Origin of the sequence: Pseudomonas sp. AP42 (genome assembly GCF_001728935.1) — a bacterium.
Taxonomy (GTDB): domain Bacteria; phylum Pseudomonadota; class Gammaproteobacteria; order Pseudomonadales; family Pseudomonadaceae; genus Aquipseudomonas; species Aquipseudomonas lactis.
This window is the reverse complement of record NZ_LYSO01000079.1, coordinates 1-20892: the sequence shown is the minus strand read 5'-3', so window position 1 is coordinate 20892 and position 20892 is coordinate 1. Positions and strand designations below refer to the sequence as shown.

Genomic DNA, 20892 nt, shown 5'->3' with positions numbered 1-20892 from the left:
ATGAAACCCGACCAAAGGCTCTAAATCGGTACCTGGCATTCGACCATGGTAGCGGGCCGAAACTTTTTGAAATCACTACACTGCCCACCTTGCTTTCCGTAGCCAGAGATAACAATTCATGTACCGTGATCGTATCCGCTTGCCTTCGTTGTTGAACAAGGTCATGAGCGCGGCAGACGCCGCTGCACTGATCGAGGACGGCATGACCGTCGGCATGAGCGGCTTTACCCGTGCCGGTGAAGCCAAGGCCGTCCCCCACGCTCTGGCCGAACGCGCCAAGACTTCGCCGCTCAAAATTACGCTGATGACCGGCGCCAGCCTGGGCAATGACCTGGACAAGCAGTTGACCGAAGCCGGCGTACTGTCACGACGCATGCCCTTTCAAGTCGACAGCACCCTGCGCAAGGCTATCAATGCCGGCGAGGTGATGTTTATCGACCAGCACCTGTCGGAAACGGTCGAGCAACTGCGCAACAATCAGCTCAAATTGCCAGACATCGCCGTGATCGAAGCCGTCGCGATCACTGAGCAGGGCCATATCGTGCCCACTACTTCCGTAGGCAACTCGGCCAGCTTCGCGATCTTTGCCAAACAGGTGATCGTCGAGATCAACCTGGCGCACAACCCGAACCTGGAGGGGTTGCACGACATCTACATCCCGACCTACCGGCCAACGCGCACGCCGATTCCGCTGGTGAAAGTCGACGACCGTATTGGCAGCACCGCGATTCCGATCCCGCCCGAGAAAATCGTCGCCATCGTCATCACCAACCAGGCGGACTCCGCCTCCACGGTGACGCCGCCTGACAGCGATACCCAAGGCATCGCCAACCACCTGATCAACTTCCTCAAGCAAGAAGTCGATGCCGGGCGCATGACCAACAAGCTCGGCCCGCTGCAAGCCGGCATCGGCAATATTGCCAACGCGGTGATGTGCGGGTTGATCGAGTCGCCGTTCGAAGACCTGACCATGTACTCGGAAGTGTTGCAGGATTCGACCTTCGACCTGATCGACGCCGGCAAGCTGAGCTTTGCCTCCGGCAGTTCGATTACCTTGTCGGAGCGACGCAATGCCGATGTGTTCGGCAACCTGGAGCACTACAAGGACAAATTGGTGCTGCGCCCGCAGGAAATTTCCAACCACCCTGAAGTGGTACGGCGCCTGGGCATTATCGGTATCAATACCGCGCTGGAGTTCGATATCTACGGCAACGTCAACTCCACCCACGTCTGCGGCACGCGAATGATGAACGGCATCGGCGGCTCCGGGGATTTCGCCCGCAATGCGCACCTGGCGATCTTCGTCACCAAGTCCATTGCCAAGGGCGGCGCAATTTCCAGCGTGGTACCGATGGTCAGCCATGTGGACCACACCGAGCATGACGTGGACATTCTCGTCACCGAAGTAGGCCTTGCCGACCTGCGGGGCCTGGCGCCACGGGAGCGCGCTCGGGTCATCATCGATAACTGCGTGCACCCAGCCTACCGCGATGCCCTCAACACTTACTTCGATGCCGCCTGCGCCATCGGTGGGCATACCCCGCACATCCTGCGCGAAGCGCTGAGTTGGCACATCAACCTGGAAGAAACCGGGCATATGCTCAAGTCTTGATGAATACAGATCCGAGCTGATGCACATACAGTTTCATCAGCTCGGTGAACTCACCCGCTCTTATGGAAAAAACTGTACTGCTGTACTGGTCATTTCCTACCGAAATATCCCACACCTCAACTCAAAAACGCCGGTTTCGCACCTTTTAAGTGCGCACAGGTACAGTTGCCCCAATTTCGTACCGTACAGCCTCGTTAAACAGTTAACTGGCCTCTCACAATACAGGTGAACTGTATCTAGAGAGTCTTGCCTTGGAAGAGGATCATTGGCATCAGTTAAACCACTACCTAATCCCGCCACAAGCGGAAGGATGTCATCATGGAACGTACACTCAGTTCCGAACTGTTCTTCGAAGAAAAAGCTGTAAACACCCAGGCTTCCCTGCCTTTGCGCGTTCTCGCCAACCTGATGTTGTGGCAGCGCCGCATCTCCAGCCGCCACCAGTTGGCTCGCCTGGATTCGCGTCTGCTGGCTGACGCCGGTATCAGCGAAGCTCAACGTTACGAAGAGCTGAGCAAGCCGTTCTGGCGCTAAGTAGCGCCCGCTGGCCCTGACCTGACGGGTCCACTGCCAGCACCCTGATTTGTCAAAGCAAAGCCCGCCCCGGGTAACCGGAGGCGGGCTTTGTTGTATCTGCGATAGCGCATTGGATTGGCTCGACTCAAGCACACAGATACAGTTCTAAATTAATAAAATATGACAGGTACAGTTTAATTACAGGCTTCCGAATAGCCGGGCACACGCCTAATATCGGTTCACCACGTGGCGAACCCTGTAGAGCGTGCGTCTGATGCTCGACAGTCCCAGTCCGTTTCATTGTGGCCGTTTCGCGCCACCTTATTATTCGTCTACAGGAGTTACCCCATGTCCCGTCTTCGCCTGCTGTGCACTGCCGCTGTGCTGACCCTGGCTGCCAATGCCAACGCGAGCAGCCTGATCATGACGACCGACTCGATCGTCGGCGCTCTGAAGGCAACCTCCGATGCCACGTCTGATGCCACCTCATCCCTGCGCGACAACAAGGTCGTACAAGCGGCCCGTGACGACGCCGCCAGCTTTGTCGCCAGCGAAGGCGCCATCCGTGGCGTGAAACTGGAAAGCGCCCTGGCCCAGATCCGCCAACAAGCGCCACAGCTCAATACCGCAACCGATGCACAGCTGGCACAGGCCATCCTGGCTATCTGACCCACGGCAACCAGACGGGAGCGCCCGCCGCTCCCGCATGGCTCGACGCTGGCTCTCGCCCGGCCGTTGCGCTAGCCTTGGCGCTCGCTTTCAGTTGTCGAGTCCCATGGCTTTTTCATACCGTTTATTGATTGTTCCTGTACTGTTTTGCGCCTGCTGGTCAACCATGGCTTCAGCGTTGGATGTGTCCACCCAGAGCACGGTTGTCAGCGTGTATGCCACCAGCAAAGTGACCTCTGCGCCGTTCGACAATAAGTTGGTCCTGGCCGCTCGGGATGATGCTGCCGCTTTCATTGCCACTGACGGCCAATGGCGGGGCGCATGCCTGGAGTCCGCGCTGGACTATCTGCGCCGCACCCAGCCAAAACTTCATGCAAGCGACCTTGAACTGGCGCAAGCAATTCTCGTCCAATAATCATCGTTGTATTTCTATCTTTGTCATTGGAGTCACCCCATGCGTAGCCCGCTGATCGTCGCCGCCCTCGGCCTGCTGTTTTTGGCCGACGTCGCCCAGGCGCAAACCTTGAAGGCCACCAGCAACATCGTCGTGCGGGCTTCGGCACGCACCATTGATTTCACCTCGGACACCACCACCTCCATCCGCGACTCCAAAATCGTGCGCGAAGCCCACGATGACGCCGCCAGTTTCGTCGCCACCAATGGCGAGATCCGTGGCGCCCAGCTGGAAGCCGCGTTCGATACCCTTCGCACCCGCGTGCCAGAAGCCCGTGATGCCAGCGACCAGACCCTCGCCGAAGCTATCCTCGCTCTGTGAGGCGCCTCAAAACCTGGCTCCTGGCCGGGGCCGTGCTGCTGTGCGCAAGTACGGCCCAGGCCGGCCTGCAACTGCGGCTCAAGACCGAAGGCTTGAGCCCGGCCGAACAGCAGGCCAGCCAGGCATTGCTCGATGAAGCGCTACGTTCATTGCCGCCGCGCTTTGTCGAGCAGCTGGATCGACGTATCGATGTCGGCTGGACCGACAAGATGCCTGAAAACGCCTACGGCCAGGCATCCCTGGTGTCCGAACTGGACCTCAACCAGAACCTGCTCGCCAGCCTGACTGACGGCAGCGCCGCCACCCAGAAAACCAATCGCCCCCACGGTACTGTGCGCCGGGAAATGCTCGCCACCGTGCTGCATGAACTGACCCACATCTATGACCGTGCGCGCCTTTGGCCCAAGGACGAGCGCATGCTGATCCAGCGCTGCAGCCGTCAGAACAACATCACCGGCTTGATAGGCTTGCCCGACCAGTGCCGTGGCCAGAACGACCGCCGCTTTACCCTCAGTGACGACCCGCGCCTGCTGGACCTTGCCGGCTGGCCACAATATGTGGGTCGGCGCGGCGAGCGTGAACAGCACAACCATCAGGTGGTACGCAGCCCGGACATCTACGAAACCACCAGCCCGCTGGAATTCGTAGCGGTCAACATGGAGTACTTCCTCCTGGACCCCAGCTACGCCTGTCGCCGCCCAGCGCTGTTCCGTTATTACAAGGATCACTTCGGCTGGGCTCCACCCGAACAAGACACCTGCGCCAGCACCTATCCCTTCCTGAACGCAGGCAACGATTTCGCCAAGACACCCCTGGGCCAGATCGATCCGGAACGCGTGTATGAAATCGACTACCTGCTGGCCGAAGCCAACCAGAACCTGGTAAGCCGTTGGGGCCATAGCATGTTGCGCCTGGTGATTTGCGCCCCGGGCCGCCCACGTGGCCCGGATTGTCGGCTGGATCTGGACCGGCACCTGGTCTTGTCTTACCGCGCCTTCGTCGGTGACGTTCAGCTGTCGAGCTGGGATGGCCTGGTGGGTAAATACCCGTCGCGGCTCTTCGTCCTGCCGCTGGCCCAAGTCATTGATGAATACACCAAGACCGAACTGCGCGGCTTGGCGTCGGTGCCGCTGAAGCTCAGCCGCCAGGAAATCAACGACACCGTCGAACATGCGGCTCAGATGCACTGGAGCTATGACGGCAACTACTTCTTTATCTCCAACAACTGTGCGGTCGAAAGCCTGAAACTGTTGCGCAGTGGCAGCGCCAACCCGCAATTGACCGGCCTGGACAACATTACCCCCAACGGCTTGCTGGAAGTGCTCAGCGCCCGCGGCCTGGCCGACACCAGCGTATTGAACGACAAGCGCGAAGCCCTGCGCCTGGGGTATCACTTCGATTCGTTCCGCGAGCGCTACCAGGCCATGTTCGACGTGTTGCGCAAGCAACTGCCGATCAAGCAGACCCAGGTCGAAGACTGGTTGTCCCTGGATGCGCAAGCGCGTCGCCAATGGTTCAGCCAGGCCGACCTACGTACCAGCGCCGCACTGTTGCTGCTGGAACAGGCCAGCTATCGCAAGCAATTGATGCTCGCCCAGGACGAAGTCAAACAACGCTACCTCAATGCCCGCGAGCTGAAAAACGGCGGCATGGAGAAAGCCAACAATACGCTGCAGCAAATTCTCGCCAACAGCGGCTTCCTCAGCCGCCCAGCCGAGTTGCTGGACAGTGGGGGTTATGGCCTGCCGCAACCTTCGGAAGCCAAGCGCCTGGAATCAGAAAGCGCCGAACGCCAGAAGCAGTTGCAGTCATTGACCGGCGAGTTGGATAAGGAGGTGAGGGCGCTGCTCGATCCGTCTCGCGCCGCCGAGATTGCCGCCTGTGAGGCCAACCTCAAACAGGTGGGTGAGCATTTGCGAGCCTTGCACAAAGCCGCCGGCGGCCTGGAACTACCCTGATACTCTGGCAGCGACCACTGGCTTGCCCTTGTAGGAGCGAGCTTGCTCGCGAAAAACTCACAGGCGCCGCGTTTATTCAGAAAGCGCGCGTTATCGTTGACGTTTTTCGCGAGCAAGCTCGCTCCTACAAGAACAAGAACCTGAAGATTGGTGCCTGCCCTTCATCAGCTGTTTTCTCAGCGAAAGCTGGCTGAAAGCTTCCCCGTCTAGGATCGCCTCCACTGCCGGCAACAGACCGGCTGTTAACAACAACAATGGTGATTCCCGATGTCCGCTCGTACCCGCCTGTTCGCTCCAACTCCACCCGTACGCCTCGTGCCTTTCGTTCTGCGCTGACCGCCACTCGGTCCGCCATTCCCTAGCCGCGCTACGCCTGGAGTATTCCTATGCTGACTTTCCTTGGCTTTGCCATGGTCATCACGTTCATGTTCCTGATCATGACCAAGCGCCTGTCTGCGCTGATCGCCTTGATCATCGTGCCGATCCTGTTCGCGCTGTTCGGCGGTTTCGCACCGAAGATCGGCCCGATGATGCTCGAAGGCATCACCAAGCTTGCGCCGACCGGCGTGATGCTGATGTTCGCCATCCTCTATTTTGTCTTGATGATCGACTCCGGCCTGTTCGACCCGGCCGTGCGCAAGATCCTCAAGATGGTCAAGGGCGACCCGCTCAAGGTGTCGGTCGGCACCGCCGTGCTGGCCTTGGTGGTATCCCTGGACGGTGACGGTGCCACCACCTACATGATCTGCGTCGCGGCCATGCTGCCGCTGTACCAGCGCATCGGCATGAGCCCACGGATCATGGCCGGCCTGATCATTCTCGCCGGTGGCGTGATGAACATGACCCCCTGGGGCGGCCCGACCGCGCGCGCCGCCAGTGCGCTGCATGTAGACCCGTCGGACATCTTCGTACCGATGATCCCGGCCATGGCCGCCGGTGTGGTGGCGATCCTGGTGATTGCCTACATGTACGGCAAGCGCGAACGTGCGCGCCTGGGTGAACTGCACCTGCAGGGCGACGAGATCGACCACAGCGAAATCAGCGTGTCGCAATTCCCCGACGCTCGCCGCCCAAAACTGATCTGGTTCAACGGCGCCCTGACCCTGGCGTTGATGTGCACCCTGATTGCCGGCCTGTTGCCGCTGCCGGTGCTGTTCATGGTGGCGTTCAGTATCGCCATGATCGTCAACTACCCGTGCCTGCAGCAGCAGAAGGACCGCGTCGCGGCTCACGCCGGTAGCGTATTGGCGGTGGTGGGTTTGATCTTCGCCGCCGGTATCTTCACGGGCATCCTGTCGGGCACCGGCATGGTCGACGCCATGTCCAAGAGCCTGCTGGCAGTCATCCCCGAAGCCATGGGCCCTTACCTGGCGGTGATCACCGCGCTGGTGAGCATGCCGTTCACCTTCTTCATGTCCAACGATGCGTTCTACTACGGCGTACTGCCGGTACTGGCCGAAGCCGCCAGCCATTACGGCATCACCGCTGTGGAAATGGCGCGGGCGTCGATCGTCGGGCAACCCGTGCATTTGCTCAGCCCACTGGTACCCTCGACGTACTTGCTGGTTGCCCTGGCGGGCATCGAATTCGGCGATCACCAGCGCTTCACGCTCAAGTGGGCAGTGCTGGTGTGCCTGTGCATAATGTTCGCCGCATTGCTGATGGGGATTTTTCCGCTGTTCAGCACTCTATAATCGTACCGACTCACTCACCGCGCGGCGCTACAGCTTGCGCGGTTAACACTTGCTCAAAGGAATACACATGGAATGGCTGACCAATCCGGAAATCTGGATTGCCTTCTTCACCCTGACGGCCCTTGAGATCGTCCTGGGCATCGATAACATCATCATGATTTCGATCCTGGTCAGCCGCATGCCCAAGCATATGCAGGCACGCACTCGGATCTTCGGCCTGGCGTTGGCCATGGTCACGCGCATCCTGTTGCTGCTGTCGATCACCTGGGTCATGCAACTGACCGCCGACCTGTTCGTGGTGTTTGGCCAGGGCATATCCGGTCGCGACCTGATCCTGTTCTTCGGTGGCCTGTTCCTGCTGTGGAAAAGCTCCCAGGAGATGTACCACGCCCTGGAAGGTGAAGATGAAACCCAGGACGAGCCCAAAGGCGCCGGTGGCAAGTTCATCTACACCATTATCCAGATCGCCATCATCGACATCGTGTTCTCCCTGGACTCGGTGATTACCGCCGTCGGCATGGTTTCCCACGTGCCGGTGATGGTTGCCGCCATCGTCGTTGCGGTATTGGTGATGATGCTGGCTGCCGGCACTATCAGCGAATTCATCGACAAGCACCCGTCGCTGAAAATGCTCGCGCTGTCGTTCCTGCTGGTCGTGGGTACCGTGCTGATCGCTGAATCCTTCGACGTGCACGTGCCAAAAGGCTACGTCTACTTCGCCATGGCGTTCTCGCTGGCGGTGGAAGCGGTGAACATCAAGATGCGTACCGCCATCGCGAAAAAGAAGAAACAGCAGGACCCAGTGAAACTGCGCAAGGATATTCCGGGTCAGTAAATTTGACCCGCTGTGAAGAAGGGGGCTTTCGAGCCCCTTTTTTTCATCCGCAAAAAATTGATTTCATGACAGTTTTGTTTCAATCCCAAGTTTAGCTATGCGATGCTGGCGCAGAGCCCATTCGCCAACTACAGCTTAGGTACAAGACGTAGAGCGGCACGCGGTAACTTTCCTTCGCTCCTTTTGGAGCGCACCCACACGGGGGGCCGAGCATGCTGACCTTGCTCAATCTGCTTTCCGCCGTGACCCTGCTTATCTGGGGCACGCATATCGTCCGAACCGGCATCCTGCGGGTCTACGGCTCCAATTTGCGCCAAGTCATCGGGCAGAACATGTCCAAGCGCTGGCTGGCATTTGTCGCCGGTATCCTGGTGACGGCCATGGTGCAAAGCAGTAACGCCACCGCGATGCTGGTGACTTCGTTCGTCGGCCAAGGGCTGATGAGCCTCACGCCGGCCTTGGCCACCATGCTTGGCGCCGACGTCGGTACGGCTTTGATGGCGCGGGTGCTGACGTTCGATTTGTCCTGGCTGTCGCCGCTGCTGATCTTCCTCGGGGTGATTTTCTTCCTGTCGCGCAAACAGACGCGGGCAGGGCAGTTGGGCCGGGTCGGGATCGGCCTGGGCCTGATCATCCTCGCGCTGCAATTGATCGTCGAAGCCGCCGGGCCCATTACCCATGCCCAGGGCGTCAAAGTCATCTTCGCTTCGCTGACCGGCGATATCTTGCTGGACGCCCTGGTCGGCGCGCTGTTCGCGATGATTTCCTACTCCAGCCTTGCCGCAGTATTGCTCACGGCCACCCTGGCCGGTGCCGGCGTGATCGGTTTGCACGTGGCCATCGGCCTGGTGATCGGCGCCAACATCGGCAGCGGCGTACTGGCTTTTCTCAGCACCAGCATGCAAAACACTGCCGGTCGCCAAGTGGCCCTGGGCAGCCTGTTGTACAAATTGATCGGTCTGTTGCTGATCATTCCGGTGCTTGACCCGCTCGTGGGCTGGATGGACGGCCTGGACTACAGCGTTCAGGGCATGGTCATCACCTTCCACCTGCTCTACAACGTCAGCCGTTGCCTGATCCTGTTGCCCACCATCGGGCCCATGGCCCGCCTGTGCGAATGGCTGCTGCCGGAACGCCCCGAAACCAATGGCAAAGCCAAGCCACGCCATCTGGACCTGGCCTCATTGAATACCCCAAGCCTGGCCCTGGCGAACGCTGCCCGCGAAACCCTGCGCCTGGGTGACTTGATCGACAATATGCTTACCTCGATGCAGGAAGTGCTGCGCGGCAACCAAACCGCCGTTACCCAAGAAATGCGCAGCCTGAGCGATGACGTCGAAGCGCTCTACAGCGCGATCAAACTCTACCTGGCGCAAATGCCTCGGGAAGACCTGAGTGAACAAGACAACCGCCGCTGGGCCGAGATCATCGAGCTGTCGATCAACTTGAAATTGGCGGGTGACCTGATCGAACGCATGCTGCGCAAGGTCCAGCAACAGAAGACCTCGCAGCGCCGGCAATTTTCCGAAGTGGGCCTGGAAGAACTCAGCGGCCTGCACAGCCAGTTGATCGCCAACCTGCGCCTGGGCCTGTCGGTGTTTCTCAGCGGCGACCCGGAAAGCGCCCGCCAATTACTGCGAGAAAAGCGCCGCTTCCGCGCCCAGGAACGCCGCTTGGCCCACGCCCATGTCAGCCGCTTGCAGCGCAAGATCGTGCAGAGCCTGGAAACCAGTTCCCTGCATCTGGAACTGATTGCCGACATGAAACGCTTGAACTCGTTGTTTTGCAGCAGTGCTTATGTAGTGTTGGAAACGTCCGACACCGGCGCGCTCTCTGCCGAAAGTATTGCCGACATCACCCATTCGCCCTGAACGTACGCCCGCGAGCGAAGTCAGTTAACAATGGACCTCATTCGCCAGGAAGCTTGTTATGCGTCGCCTGTTACTCGCCTGCCTGCTCTTGGGCTCGGCCCACACCTTTGCCTTTGACCGCCTGCAAGTCGAGGGCTATACCTTGCCCAACGGCCTGCAACTGCTGCTCAAACCGGGCACCGAGCGTGGGCACGTGGCTATTCGCCTGGTGGTTGGGGTGGGCCTGGACGACTTCGGTTGCGACGAAAAAGAACTGCCGCACTTGTTCGAGCACTTGCTGTTCAGCGGTATCGACGGCGGCGGCGAAGGCGACCTCGAAGACCGTATGCAAGCCCTCGGCGGCGAGTGGAACGCCTACACCAGCAACGCCGACACCACCTTCGTGATCGAGGCGCCCGCGCAGAACCAACGCAAGGTGCTGGACCTGCTGCTGGCAATCCTCACGCGCACGCAACTGACCGACGCCCATATCAATGCCGCCAAGCAAGTGGTGGAGCGCGAAGACGGCGGCCATTACTCACACTTGCAACGCCTGCTGGATCGCCAGGACCTCGGTCACAGCGCCAGCAACCAATTGGCCGTGGAGCTGGGCCTCAAGTGCGCCGAACGCGCCGAGGTCAACCACCTCACCCGCGACCAGTTAGAGAAGCTGCGCAACGAATGGTACGCGCCGAACAACATGACCCTGATCGTCGTCGGCGATCTCGACAAACTGCTGCCTGCCTACCTGGAACGCACTTATGGGCAACTCGACCCCGTGGAGCCGAGCGAACATCGCCCCCTCCCCGAAATCCAGCATACCGCCGCCAGCCATCGCGACCTGATCCGCGGCTGGGTGGGCGATGGCGCCAAGCTGCACTGGCTGTTCCCCGAGCCTGTGCTGGACGACCAGCATGATGAAACCTACAACCTGCTCAAGGATTACCTCGACTGGGCACTGTACCGGCAACTGCGCCTCAAGCACGGTTTGTCCTACGGCCCCTGGGTAGAACGCGAAGTGCTCGGCGGCGTTGGATTCCTCAGCCTGAATGCCGACCTTGAGCGGGAAAACCTCCCTGAAGCCGAGCAGGTCTTGCAAGACCTCAAGGCCCAACTGCTCAAGGACGGCCTCGACCCAACAGTATTCACGCGCCTGCAACAGGCCGCCATTGCCCGCCAAGCCTGGGCGGTGCAGGGCAACAGTGCTCTGGCCGACTATTACTGGAGTGCGGCCGGCGACTACTCCAATGGGCGTTTCAGCGACCCGGTCAAACGCATCAAGGCCGTAAGCCTGGCGCAAACCAACCAGGCCATGCGCGAAGCGTTCCAGCAGCCGGGCTACTGGCGCATCGAAAAACCGCTGTTGAGTTATGACGCATTGACCTGGATCGGTGCGGGCGTGCTGGGCCTGATCATCCTTGGTTTGATCGGCTTGAGGCTTTATCGCAAACCTGTTGAGTAATGACGCACAGAATATCGGGCTAAGGCGTTATTCTGTCTGAGATTTTTCCCACAACCAGTGAACCGCCCATGCCGAACTTGCCGCCCCTCATCCAGCGCGTTATAGAACTGATCAAGCGCTACCCAGGGGTGATTGCACTCGGCGGTTTTATCTCGGGGGTCGGCAGCTTCATTCTGGTAGACCGCCAGCAGGGCATGGCCAGTTGGATCGCGGTGATCATGCTGGTGAGCTGGTTGTGGCTGATGCTGGAAAACAGCTTTACGCAGCTGTTCACCAAGGTCTTCAATCGCGAGATCCCTGAACCGCTGCTGCGCTACGCCACCCAGATGATCCACCAGGAAAGTCTGTTTTTCGTCCTGCCCTTCTTTTTCGTCACCACCGCCTGGAACAGCGGCCAATCGCTGTTCACTGGCCTGCTGGGCGCGGCGGCGCTGGTATCGATTATCGACCCGCTGTATTACAAATGGCTGGCGCCCAAACGCTCGCTGTTCCTGGCCCTGCACACCCTGACCCTGTTCGCCGCGCTGCTGACCGCGCTGCCGATCATCATGCACCTGACCACCGCCCAGAGTTACAAACTGGCGTTGGGTGTAGCCATGGTCTTGTCGATTCCAAGCCTGGCCGTCAGCCTGCCGCTGCGCAGCCTCAAGGGCTGGGCGATGCTGCTGGGGGTAACGGCCGCCATCGGCTGCGCCGGCTGGTTCCTGCGCAGCTGGGTACCGCCCGCGACCCTGTGGATGACCGAAGTCGCCATCAGCACCCAACTGCAAGACCGCACGCCGGGCGACGACCTCAAGCAAGTCACCGCCGCCCAACTGCGCAGCGGTGGGCTGTATGCGTACACCGCCATCAACGCACCACGCGGGCTGGATGAGCGGATCTACCATGTGTGGAAATTCAACGGCCAGGAAGTCGACCGCATTGCCCTGGACATCCATGGTGGGCGCAAGGAAGGCTATCGAGCCTGGACCCACAAGCAGAATTTCCCAGGTGACGCCGTGGGGCGCTGGCAGGTGCAGGTGCTCACCGAAGACGGGCAAGTCATCGGCGTTCTGCGCTTCAAGGTGATAGACACAGCACAAGCGGACAACCCAAAGTAAGCCGGATCGTGCTATTACGTAGCAATTGTGGATAGCCAAACAAGCTCGGAGCTTATGACCACTCGCACGACGGCCGGCGCGGCCCATCTTGATACGTCCAGCACCCCGCCTTCGCTACGGATTACCGGCGACTGGACGCTGGCCCACTACGCCCACCTGAAGAAGCTGTCGGCCACGCTCGACGGCCAATACGACGCCGGTGCCCGCATTGACCTCAACGGCCTCGGCGCGCTGGATACCGCCGGCGCCTCGCTGCTGGTGGAGCTGCTGGGCCCAGCGCGCATCGAACACTCTGCCGAACAGACCGATTGCACCCTGGCAGCCGCCGACCGTGCACTGCTCAAGACCGTCTACCGCTCCCTCAATGACTTTTGCGTACCGATCAAAGAGCCGGAAGAGGCCGCCGGCATTCAAGTCTTGGCCCGCATCGGCCGCGCAGTAGACACGGTCTGGCAAGACGCAATGAAGCTGTTGGGCTTTATCGGCCTGATCCTCGAAACCTTCGCCCGCGGCATCTGGCGGCCCAAGCGCTGGCGCCTGACGCCCATGGTCGCCCACATCGAACAGACGGGCCTGGATGCGGCGCCTATTGTCGCGCTGCTGACCTTTCTGGTGGGCGCCGTCGTGGCCTTCCTCGGCGCCACCGTGCTCAAGAGCTTCGGCGCGACGATCTTTACCGTGGACCTGGTGGCGTTCTCCTTCCTGCGCGAATTCGGCGTGTTGCTTACCGCAATCCTCATCGCCGGGCGTACCGCCAGTGCGTTCACCGCGCAAATCGGTTCAATGAAGGCCAACGAAGAAATCGACGCCATCCGCACCCTGGGCCTGGACCCTATGGAACTGTTGGTATTGCCCCGCGTGCTGGCGCTGCTGGTGGCGTTGCCGATGCTGACCTTCCTGGCGATGCTCTCGGGGATCGTCGGCGGTGGTGTGGTGTGTGCCGTGGCCCTGGATATTTCGCCGGCGATGTTTCTTTCGCTGCTGCAATCGGACATTGGCGTGCAGCACTTTCTGGTGGGCATGGTGAAGGCGCCGATCTTTGCCTTTTTGATCGCGGCCATTGGCTGCCTGGAAGGTTTCAAAGTCAGCGGCAGTGCCGAATCTGTCGGCGCGCATACCACGTCGAGCGTGGTGCAATCGATTTTTGTAGTGATCGTGCTGGATGCGGTCGCGGCGATGTTTTTCATGGAGATGGGCTGGTGAGTCGTCTACGCCGTGCGCCCACTGAGGCGGTGATTGAAGTGCGTGGCCTGTGCAATCGCTTTGGCAGCCAAAGCGTGCACGAGAACCTCGACCTGGACTTGTACAAAGGCGAGATCCTGGCGGTGGTGGGTGGCTCTGGCAGCGGTAAATCCGTGTTGTTGCGCAGCATCGTTGGCCTGCGTCGCCCCAGCGAAGGCGAAGTTCGGGTGTTCGGCAAAAACCTGCCGAGCCTGCCTGAACATGAACGCTCACTGGTGGAGCGCCGCTTTGGCGTGCTGTTCCAGAAGGGCGCGCTGTTTTCCTCGCTGACGGTGACCGAAAACGTGGCCCTGCCCTTGATCGAGCACGCCGGCCTCAGCCGCGCCGATGCCGAGCACTTGGCGGCGGTCAAGCTGGCCCTGGCGGGGTTGCCGCTGTCGGCGGCCGACAAATACCCGGCCTCGTTATCCGGCGGCATGATCAAACGTGCGGCCCTGGCCCGCGCACTGGCCCTGGACCCGGACATCCTGTTTCTGGACGAACCCACCGCCGGTCTCGACCCGATTGGCGCGGCGCAATTCGACCAACTGATCCTCACCCTGCGCGATGCGTTGGGCTTGAGTGTGTTTTTGGTCACCCACGACCTCGACACGCTGTACACCATCACCGACCGTGTGGCGGTGCTGGCGCAGAAGAAAGTGCTGGTGGCCGACGCCATCGATGTCGTGTCGGAAACGGACGACGCCTGGATTCACGAATATTTCCACGGCCCCCGAGGCCGCGCGGCATTGGATGCCGCTCAATCGCTCAACGAGGTATGACATGGAAACCCGAGCCCATCATGTGATGATCGGACTGTTCAGCGTAATTGTGGTGGTCGGCGCGATGCTGTTTGGCCTGTGGCTGGCCAAGTCCAGCGTGGATACCGCCTTCCAGGATTACGAAGTGATCTTCAACGAGGCGGTCAGCGGCCTGTCCCAGGGCAGTGCGGTGCAGTACAGCGGCATCAAGGTGGGCGACGTGATCAGCCTGCGCCTGGACCCCAAAGACCCGCGCCGCGTCCTGGCTCGCATCCGCCTGGCCGGGCAAACGCCGATCAAGGAAGACACCCAGGCCAAACTGGCCCTGACCGGCATCACCGGCACCTCGATCATCCAGCTCAGTGGCGGCACCCCGCAGAGCCCGGAGCTCAAGGGCAAGGACGGCAACCTGCCGGAAATCATCGCATCGCCATCGCCCATCGCGCGCCTGCTCAATAACAGCAACGACCTGATGACCAGCGTCAACCTGCTGCTGCACAACGCCAACCACCTGTTCTCGCGGGAAAACGTCGAACGCCTGAGCAACACCCTGGACAACCTGCAACAAACCACCGGCGCCATTGCCGAGCAACGCGGCGACATCAAGGTGGTGATGCAGCAATTGATGCAGGTGAGCAAACAGGCGGGCGCGGCGCTGGAGCAAACCACCGTGCTGATGCGTAGCGCCAATGGCTTGCTCAGCGAACAAGGCAAGCAAGCCTTCGGCAGCGCCGAGCAGGCGATGAAATCCCTGGAGCAAAGCACCGCCACCATCAATACCTTGCTGACCAATAACCAGGACTCGGTAAACAGCGGCATGCAGGGCCTTAACGAACTGGCGCCAGCCGTGCGCGAGTTGCGTGAAACCCTCGGCTCGTTGCGCGCCATCTCTCGCCGCCTGGAAGCCAACCCCAGTGGTTACCTGCTGGGCAGCGATAAGAACAAGGAGTTCACGCCATGAAGCGTGCTTACCACATGATCGTCCCTATGGCCCTGGCACTGGTCAGCGCCTGCTCGATCCTACCCAAGCCGGACCCTTCGGACGTGTACCGGCTGGCGTCCGCCCAACCGGCCAGCCAAGGCACGCCGGTGAGTTGGTCGCTGCGCGTGACCAAGCCACAGACCAGCGAGTTTCTAGACAGCCCGCGCATCGCCGTGGTGCCAGATGGCAACTTGATCAGCAACTACGCGAACTCGCGCTGGAGCGACCCGGCGCCGGTGCTGCTGCGTAATCGCCTGCTGGATGGCTTTCAGCGCGATGGGCGCGTGACATTACTGAGTACCGACGAGACCAACCTGCAAGCCGACTATGAGCTGGGCGGGCAGTTGCAGGCGTTTCAGAGCGAGTATCGGGGCAAGGCGGTGGAGGTGGTGATTCGTCTCGACGCGCGATTGGTGCGTGGACGTGATCAAAGAATTATCGCCAGCCGTCGGTTTGAAGTGAGGCAGCCGGTGAGTGACACCAAGGTGCCAGCGGTGGTGGCTGCTTTTGGCCAGGCCGGGGATCAGTTGAATAAGCAGGTGGTGGATTGGGTAGTACAACAGGGTAATACCGCGCCGAAAAAATGATTCCACCGCCCTGTAGGAGCGAGCTTGCTCGCGAAAAACCTGAGACCGCCTCGGGGAGTCTGATGCCCCGCGTCATCGTTAACGTTTTTCGCGAGCAAGCTCGCTCCTACAGGGGTGCGGCTCATGCTTAACCGAAGAACCAGTAGCACACCGAAATAGCCGCCACTACACCAGCAAACTCCGCGAACAATGCACACCCCACCGCATGCCGCGCCCGCTGGATGCCTACCGAGCCAAAGTACACCGCCAACACATAAAACGTGGTTTCCGTACTGCCCTGAATCGTCGCCGCCACCAACGCCGGGAAGCTGTCAACACCCTGGGTCTGCATGGTCTCGATCAGCATCGCCCGCGCCGCGCTGCCGGAGAACGGCTTGACCATCGCGGTCGGCAGCGCGTCGACAAAGCGCGTATCCAGGCCCGTCCAGGCCACCACATGGCGAATCCCTTCAAGACCGAACTCCAAGGCCCCCGAGGCACGCAACACGCCAACCGCGCACAGCATCGCCACCAGATAGGGCAACAGGTTCTTGGCTACGTCGAAGCCTTCCTTGGCGCCTTCCACAAAGGCCTCGTACACCTTGACCTTGCGCAACGCGCCGATCACCAGGAACAGCATGATCAAGCCAAACAGTGTGAGGTTGCCCAAGATCGACGACAAACCGGCCAGCGCCGTGGCAGACAGGGTCGCCAGCAGCGCCATGAAGCCGCCCAGCAGCAACGCGCCGGGGACCAGATAGGCCAGCACCACCGGGTCCCACAGCCGCAGGCGCTGCATGACTGCCACCGACAGCAGGCCCACCAGCGTCGACGCACTGGTGGCCAGCAGGATCGGCAGGAACACCAGCGTCGGGTCCGCAGCGCCTTGCTGGGCGCGGTACATGAAGATAGTCACCGGCAACAGCGTCAGCGAGGAGGCATTGAGCACCAGGAACAGGATCTGAGCGTTGGTCGCCGTATTGGGGATGGGGTTGAGCTCTTGCAGCGCCTTCATGGCTTTAAGGCCGATGGGCGTGGCGGCGTTGTCCAGGCCCAGGCCGTTGGCGGCAAAGTTGAGGGTGATCAAACCGATCGCGGGGTGCCCGGCGGGTACTTCCGGCATCAAGCGGCGAAACAGCGGGCCGAGGGCCTTGGCCAGCCAATCGACGATCCCGGCTTTTTCGGCGATCCGCAGAAAGCCCAGCCATAACGTCAGGGTACCGAACAGCAGCACCATGACTTCCACCGACAATTTGGCCATGGCGAAAATGCTTTCGACCATCGCCGCGAAGATCAAGGCGTTACCACCCACCAGCCATTGCGCCAGTGCTGACACCATTGCCACGACAAAGAAGCCAAGCCACAGGCCATTGAGCATCAGATAAGTCCCCCGAAAGATGGGGCGAATGATAACGGGGCTGGCAGAAACGACAAACCCCGGAATTCTCCGGGGTTTGTTTTCGATCAATCTGCAATCAGCTACGGGTGGCTTGTGCCGTAGGCAGGGCTTCCTTGCTGCGCCAGTGCGGCAAGGAATTCCAGTAGCGCTCGCCCTTGGCATCGTCGTACATGCCTTCCCAACGGGAGATAACCAGTACGGCCAAGGCGTTGCCGATCACGTTCAGGGCGGTACGCGCCATGTCCATCACACGGTCGACACCGGCGATAAACGCCAAGCCTTCCAGCGGGATGCCCACGCTGCCCAGCGTCGCCAGCAATACCACGAAGGACACGCCCGGCACGCCGGCGATACCTTTGGAGGTCACCATCAGGGTCAGTACCAGCATCAGTTGCTGGCCGATCGACAGGTCGATGCCATACAGCTGGGCAATGAAGATTGCTGCGATGCTCTGGTACAGGGTCGAACCGTCGAGGTTGAACGAATAACCGGTCGGCACCACGAAGCTGCAGATCGCTTTCGGCGCGCCGTAGGCTTCCATCTTTTCGATCACACGCGGCAGCACGGTTTCGGAGCTGGCGGTGGAGTAAGCCAATACCAACTCATCCTTGAAGATGCGGATCAGCTTGAGAATCGAGAAGCCAAACAGGCGTGCGATCAAACCCAGTACCGCGAAGGCGAAGAACAGGATCGCGACGTAAACCAGGATCACCAGCTTGGCCAATGGCAGCAGCGAGGCGAAGCCGAAGTTGGCTACAGTCACCGCGATCAGCGCGAATACACCGATAGGCGCGTACTTCATGATCATGTGGGTGACTTTGAACATGCTCTCGGACACGCCCTGGAACATGGTCACCAGCGGCTCGCGCAGCTCAGGCTTGAGGCTCGACAGCCCCAGGCCGAACAGCACCGAGAAGAAGATGATCGGCAGCATCTCGCCACGGGCAACAGCGGCGAAGATGTTCGAAGGGATCAGGTTGAGGATGGTCTCGATGAACGCATGTTCATGCTGCACTTCGGCAGCAGTCGCCTGGTACTTGGAGATATCGACGGTACCCAGAGTACTCATGTCGATGCCTGCGCCTGGGTGGAACAGGTTGGCGAGCAACAGGCCCACCACGATGGCGATGGTGGTGACGATTTCGAAGTAAAGAATGGTTTTGACGCCGATACGACCGAGCTTTTTCGCGTCGCCGACACCGGCAATACCGACGATCAGCGAAGAAATCACAATCGGGATCACGATCATCTTGATCAAGCGGATAAAGATATCGCCCGCCGGCTGCAACACATTGCTGATCCACCAGGCCTTTTCAGCACTGAAATGGTTGAGTACTGCACCGATTGCAATGCCCAGTACCAAACCGATGAGGATCTGCCAGGCGAGGCTTAGCTTTGCCTTCTTCATGTCATTACCCTTGCTTCAAGTGGACTTACGGCAAATGCGCCAGCTGCAACGCTCGAAAGCGAAAAAGTGTGTGCATCTGCCTCCATGGAAGGTCACCGCAGCGTGGCCGAAATGGCTTACTGGCAGGCGAAAAAAGGCGCAACTATTCCCATGCAAGGGAGCGACGTCTAATGCCGTAAACGCCTACCCTATGCCGAATCGGCATGGCTTTTTTTGAAAATATTTGTCCAAACGGTCAGTTCGTATCCGCCATTCAGGCGGGTGAATATGCCGTTGAGCAGCCAAATCAGGCTCGCGCAGAGATACTGGACGTCTCGGATTGGTTGGCAGAAATGTCTGAGAAATCCATCACCTAGCGCCAGAAAGATCCTATAGCGCGGATGAAAAATTCTCGATAGATGGTCACGCCGACATACCCAGTAATGGTTAGCCAGAGGCAAAAAGCAAAACTGCGGCTATGGACGGCATGAAGTGCGGGCATGAGAGTCATAAGCCCGCCGCAAGTTCAGCAAGCTTGAGGTCTTGTGAACTTGCGTCGCAGCTTTTCGCCTGACCCGGCCCTTGCGCAGGTACTCCCTGTACCCGTAGGTCACGCCGATCCTGATCGATCAGAGCAACCCGGCCCCCTGGTCATGCATCGCTCAAGGAGCGATGCAAACAGAAAGAAGCACAAAGGCTTCTTTCTATGGACGCCGGCTCCGTCAGACGGAACCTAGTACCAATTCGGATCTTTCTTGAGCTGCTCCATCAGCAGCTTTTGCATACCCTCGTCCGGCTTACCGATAAAACGGTAATCGGCGTGCCGCGTCGGGGACTTGTCCGCCGGCAAACCGGCCGGTACTTCCACCAACATGGCGTAGGCATCTTCCTTGTCGAGGCTGAAGGCAACGATCAGGCGCTTGTTCAGGCAGGTGTCTGCGGTTTCGCAGAGCGGCCCGACCAAATACTTGTCGCCATCTTCCTCAACGGCATTCATTTGCTCGGCCGTGCCCGACAGGTTCATCACCCACTCAGGCAGGCGCTCTTCTTTCTTCACCACGTCTTGCCAGGTTTCACGGTACTGCGGATCCGCGCTGAGCAATTCGTTAGCCCGGGATTGGCCGTCATTGGCGGCCAAGGCCAAGCCGCTACCGCCCAACAGCAGGGCGGCAGCAAGGGCTTTAAAAGGCAGGTTGGCCATATTCAACCTCGGCCTTTGCGACCAAAGAAGAACGAAGCGATGAACATCACCAGGAAGACCACAAACAGGATCTTGGCGATGCCGGTAGCGGTGCCAGCGATACCACCGAAGCCCAGGACTGCAGCCACAATGGCGATGATCAGAAATGTGATTGCCCAACTCAACATGGTGATTCTCCTTATGCTTCTATAGGGGTAACAGCGGTGATGCCGTGCAGCCGCTCAACACAAGCGACTTTTTTTGCCTAGAACACCCAACGGTCATGGGCCGGCAGTTCATCCAGGGTGGAACCCTGATCTACCAGGCTCAATTGCGGGGCAGTCACATCGGCGCTGGCGCTGCCAATGGAACGAAAATGGGTCTGGGTCATGGCAGGACGTTCAAATTGCGGGGCTGGCTGCGCGCGCTCTTGCCAATGCTGCAACTGCTGGCCGGCGATCAACGTGACCATCAAGGCCAGGCTGGCAAACAGGCCCTGCTGCAAGCGCAGCGGCGATACACGCAATTGGCTGAGGCTTAGGCGAGTCATACTGCATTGCTCCCGCATTCTGATTATTCGTTCATGACGCTCTTGGGGGAGATATTGCAGAGTGCATGCCAGCTTTATTGCAAAATAAAACTCAATAAAATCAAGTGGTTACACTTGATCAATGGATTCGTCGCCTAGCATCCTGCACGATGCCTCCTTGCAGGCCGTGCGAAATGCACGATGGCAAGTGGTCGGAACCAGCCACCCAGCGCACACATCGAAGGATCGAAGGGCGAACGGAAGGGAAATGCGCTCAGACGACGTCTGTAGGAAGGCGCGCAGATAGCTGCACGAAGAAGCCTTTTATGAATCAGAATAAACCATGCAACTTGCCCGATTATTCCGGGACTAAACACCATCACATTTATAGTTAAG

At 59.7% G+C, this 20892-nt stretch carries 21 protein-coding genes and 1 pseudogene; 16 read left to right on the top strand and 6 right to left on the bottom strand.

Features of this window, described 5'->3' with window-relative positions; translation table 11 throughout:
• Positions 1–118: 118 nt before the first annotated feature.
• The 15 genes from A7K61_RS22090 to lptE all read left to right on the top strand — a co-directional run bounded on the left by A7K61_RS22090 (position 119) and on the right by lptE (position 16022).
• Positions 119–1612 carry an acetyl-CoA hydrolase/transferase family protein gene (locus A7K61_RS22090; protein ID WP_047712816.1) on the top strand — a complete coding sequence of 498 codons (1494 nt, stop codon included), beginning with the start codon at positions 119–121 and terminating at the stop codon, positions 1610–1612.
• Between the two features lie 318 nt (positions 1613–1930).
• A complete protein-coding gene (locus A7K61_RS22085) occupies positions 1931–2146 on the top strand; it encodes a DUF1127 domain-containing protein (protein WP_003187413.1) in 216 nt (71 codons plus the stop codon).
• A gap of 330 nt (positions 2147–2476) precedes the next feature.
• Positions 2477–2797, top strand: a complete 321-nt coding sequence (locus A7K61_RS22080) for a DUF2388 domain-containing protein (RefSeq protein WP_034136006.1) — start codon at positions 2477–2479, stop codon at positions 2795–2797.
• Between the two features lie 106 nt (positions 2798–2903).
• On the top strand, positions 2904–3212 hold the full coding sequence (locus tag A7K61_RS22075) for a DUF2388 domain-containing protein (protein WP_069558375.1): 309 nt from the start codon (positions 2904–2906) through the stop codon (positions 3210–3212).
• Positions 3213–3251: 39 nt separating this feature from the next.
• Positions 3252–3572, top strand: a complete 321-nt coding sequence (locus A7K61_RS22070) for a DUF2388 domain-containing protein (RefSeq protein ID WP_003187408.1) — start codon at positions 3252–3254, stop codon at positions 3570–3572.
• Positions 3569–5530 (top strand): DUF4105 domain-containing protein, encoded by a 1962-nt coding sequence (locus A7K61_RS22065; RefSeq protein ID WP_069558374.1) that lies wholly within the window; start codon positions 3569–3571, stop codon positions 5528–5530. Before A7K61_RS22070 ends, A7K61_RS22065 begins: the two co-directional genes overlap by 4 nt.
• 386 nt (positions 5531–5916) lie before the next feature.
• Positions 5917–7224, top strand: a complete 1308-nt coding sequence (locus tag A7K61_RS22060) for a CitMHS family transporter (protein WP_069558373.1) — start codon at positions 5917–5919, stop codon at positions 7222–7224.
• Between the two features lie 67 nt (positions 7225–7291).
• Positions 7292–8059, top strand: coding sequence for a TerC family protein (locus A7K61_RS22055; RefSeq protein ID WP_003187403.1), 768 nt, complete (start codon positions 7292–7294; stop codon positions 8057–8059).
• 212 nt (positions 8060–8271) lie between these two features.
• A complete protein-coding gene (locus tag A7K61_RS22050; protein WP_003187402.1) occupies positions 8272–9930 on the top strand; it encodes a Na/Pi cotransporter family protein in 1659 nt (552 codons plus the stop codon).
• Between the two features lie 58 nt (positions 9931–9988).
• Positions 9989–11371, top strand: coding sequence for a pitrilysin family protein (locus tag A7K61_RS22045; RefSeq protein WP_047712814.1), 1383 nt, complete (start codon positions 9989–9991; stop codon positions 11369–11371).
• Positions 11372–11439: 68 nt separating this feature from the next.
• The gene (locus tag A7K61_RS22040) at positions 11440–12471 is read left to right on the top strand and encodes a DUF5924 family protein (RefSeq protein WP_003187399.1); all 1032 of its coding nucleotides are present in this window, start codon (positions 11440–11442) and stop codon (positions 12469–12471) included.
• Between the two features lie 54 nt (positions 12472–12525).
• Positions 12526–13674, top strand: a complete 1149-nt coding sequence (locus tag A7K61_RS22035) for an ABC transporter permease (protein WP_034129245.1) — start codon at positions 12526–12528, stop codon at positions 13672–13674.
• Complete coding sequence (locus A7K61_RS22030; RefSeq protein WP_069558372.1) at positions 13671–14474, top strand: ABC transporter ATP-binding protein; 804 nt, start codon at positions 13671–13673, stop codon at positions 14472–14474. The genes A7K61_RS22035 and A7K61_RS22030 overlap by 4 nt, the downstream gene beginning before the upstream one ends.
• A gap of 1 nt (position 14475) precedes the next feature.
• Complete coding sequence (locus A7K61_RS22025; protein ID WP_003187394.1) at positions 14476–15414, top strand: MlaD family protein; 939 nt, start codon at positions 14476–14478, stop codon at positions 15412–15414.
• Complete coding sequence (lptE, locus tag A7K61_RS22020; protein WP_047712811.1) at positions 15411–16022, top strand: LPS assembly lipoprotein LptE; 612 nt, start codon at positions 15411–15413, stop codon at positions 16020–16022. The genes A7K61_RS22025 and lptE overlap by 4 nt, the downstream gene beginning before the upstream one ends.
• 11 nt (positions 16023–16033) lie before the next feature.
• Here the strand turns inward: lptE and A7K61_RS33880 are convergent.
• The 3 genes and pseudogenes from A7K61_RS33880 to gltP form a co-directional block, all read right to left on the bottom strand.
• Positions 16034–16147, bottom strand: a pseudogene (locus tag A7K61_RS33880) (outer membrane lipoprotein carrier protein LolA); the annotation flags it as partial.
• Positions 16148–16149: 2 nt separating this feature from the next.
• Positions 16150–17379 (bottom strand): nucleoside recognition domain-containing protein, encoded by a 1230-nt coding sequence (locus A7K61_RS22015; protein WP_044270299.1) that lies wholly within the window; start codon positions 17377–17379, stop codon positions 16150–16152.
• A gap of 97 nt (positions 17380–17476) precedes the next feature.
• A complete protein-coding gene (gltP, locus tag A7K61_RS22010) occupies positions 17477–18808 on the bottom strand; it encodes a glutamate/aspartate:proton symporter GltP (RefSeq protein WP_003187390.1) in 1332 nt (443 codons plus the stop codon).
• Positions 18809–19011: 203 nt separating this feature from the next.
• Between gltP and A7K61_RS33220 the strand changes: the two genes are divergently transcribed.
• The gene (locus tag A7K61_RS33220) at positions 19012–19164 is read left to right on the top strand and encodes a hypothetical protein (protein ID WP_158497511.1); all 153 of its coding nucleotides are present in this window, start codon (positions 19012–19014) and stop codon (positions 19162–19164) included.
• A 356-nt stretch (positions 19165–19520) separates the two neighbouring features.
• On the opposite strand, the gene A7K61_RS22005 is transcribed toward A7K61_RS33220, so the two are convergent.
• From A7K61_RS22005 to A7K61_RS21995, 3 genes are all read right to left on the bottom strand, one after another.
• Entirely contained in the window at positions 19521–19988 is a 468-nt protein-coding gene (locus tag A7K61_RS22005; RefSeq protein WP_032894297.1) for an inhibitor of vertebrate lysozyme family protein, read from the bottom strand.
• A 2-nt stretch (positions 19989–19990) separates the two neighbouring features.
• The gene (locus tag A7K61_RS22000; RefSeq protein ID WP_003187386.1) at positions 19991–20155 is read right to left on the bottom strand and encodes a DUF1328 domain-containing protein; all 165 of its coding nucleotides are present in this window, start codon (positions 20153–20155) and stop codon (positions 19991–19993) included.
• A gap of 77 nt (positions 20156–20232) precedes the next feature.
• A complete protein-coding gene (locus A7K61_RS21995; protein ID WP_044270297.1) occupies positions 20233–20517 on the bottom strand; it encodes a hypothetical protein in 285 nt (94 codons plus the stop codon).
• Positions 20518–20892 lie beyond the last annotated feature (375 nt).

Coding starts and splice junctions, on each gene's coding strand:
- A7K61_RS22090 (WP_047712816.1), top strand. CDS start 119: ATGTACCGTGATCGTATCCGCTTGCCTTCGTTGTTGAACAAGGTCATG.
- A7K61_RS22085 (WP_003187413.1), top strand. CDS start 1,931: ATGGAACGTACACTCAGTTCCGAACTGTTCTTCGAAGAAAAAGCTGTA.
- A7K61_RS22080 (WP_034136006.1), top strand. CDS start 2,477: ATGTCCCGTCTTCGCCTGCTGTGCACTGCCGCTGTGCTGACCCTGGCT.
- A7K61_RS22075 (WP_069558375.1), top strand. CDS start 2,904: ATGGCTTTTTCATACCGTTTATTGATTGTTCCTGTACTGTTTTGCGCC.
- A7K61_RS22070 (WP_003187408.1), top strand. CDS start 3,252: ATGCGTAGCCCGCTGATCGTCGCCGCCCTCGGCCTGCTGTTTTTGGCC.
- A7K61_RS22060 (WP_069558373.1), top strand. CDS start 5,917: ATGCTGACTTTCCTTGGCTTTGCCATGGTCATCACGTTCATGTTCCTG.
- A7K61_RS22055 (WP_003187403.1), top strand. CDS start 7,292: ATGGAATGGCTGACCAATCCGGAAATCTGGATTGCCTTCTTCACCCTG.
- A7K61_RS22050 (WP_003187402.1), top strand. CDS start 8,272: ATGCTGACCTTGCTCAATCTGCTTTCCGCCGTGACCCTGCTTATCTGG.
- A7K61_RS22045 (WP_047712814.1), top strand. CDS start 9,989: ATGCGTCGCCTGTTACTCGCCTGCCTGCTCTTGGGCTCGGCCCACACC.
- A7K61_RS22040 (WP_003187399.1), top strand. CDS start 11,440: ATGCCGAACTTGCCGCCCCTCATCCAGCGCGTTATAGAACTGATCAAG.
- A7K61_RS22035 (WP_034129245.1), top strand. CDS start 12,526: ATGACCACTCGCACGACGGCCGGCGCGGCCCATCTTGATACGTCCAGC.
- A7K61_RS22025 (WP_003187394.1), top strand. CDS start 14,476: ATGGAAACCCGAGCCCATCATGTGATGATCGGACTGTTCAGCGTAATT.
- lptE (WP_047712811.1), top strand. CDS start 15,411: ATGAAGCGTGCTTACCACATGATCGTCCCTATGGCCCTGGCACTGGTC.
- A7K61_RS22015 (WP_044270299.1), bottom strand. CDS start 17,379: ATGCTCAATGGCCTGTGGCTTGGCTTCTTTGTCGTGGCAATGGTGTCA.
- gltP (WP_003187390.1), bottom strand. CDS start 18,808: ATGAAGAAGGCAAAGCTAAGCCTCGCCTGGCAGATCCTCATCGGTTTG.
- A7K61_RS33220 (WP_158497511.1), top strand. CDS start 19,012: ATGGCTTTTTTTGAAAATATTTGTCCAAACGGTCAGTTCGTATCCGCC.
- A7K61_RS22005 (WP_032894297.1), bottom strand. CDS start 19,988: ATGGCCAACCTGCCTTTTAAAGCCCTTGCTGCCGCCCTGCTGTTGGGC.
- A7K61_RS22000 (WP_003187386.1), bottom strand. CDS start 20,155: ATGTTGAGTTGGGCAATCACATTTCTGATCATCGCCATTGTGGCTGCA.
- A7K61_RS21995 (WP_044270297.1), bottom strand. CDS start 20,517: ATGACTCGCCTAAGCCTCAGCCAATTGCGTGTATCGCCGCTGCGCTTG.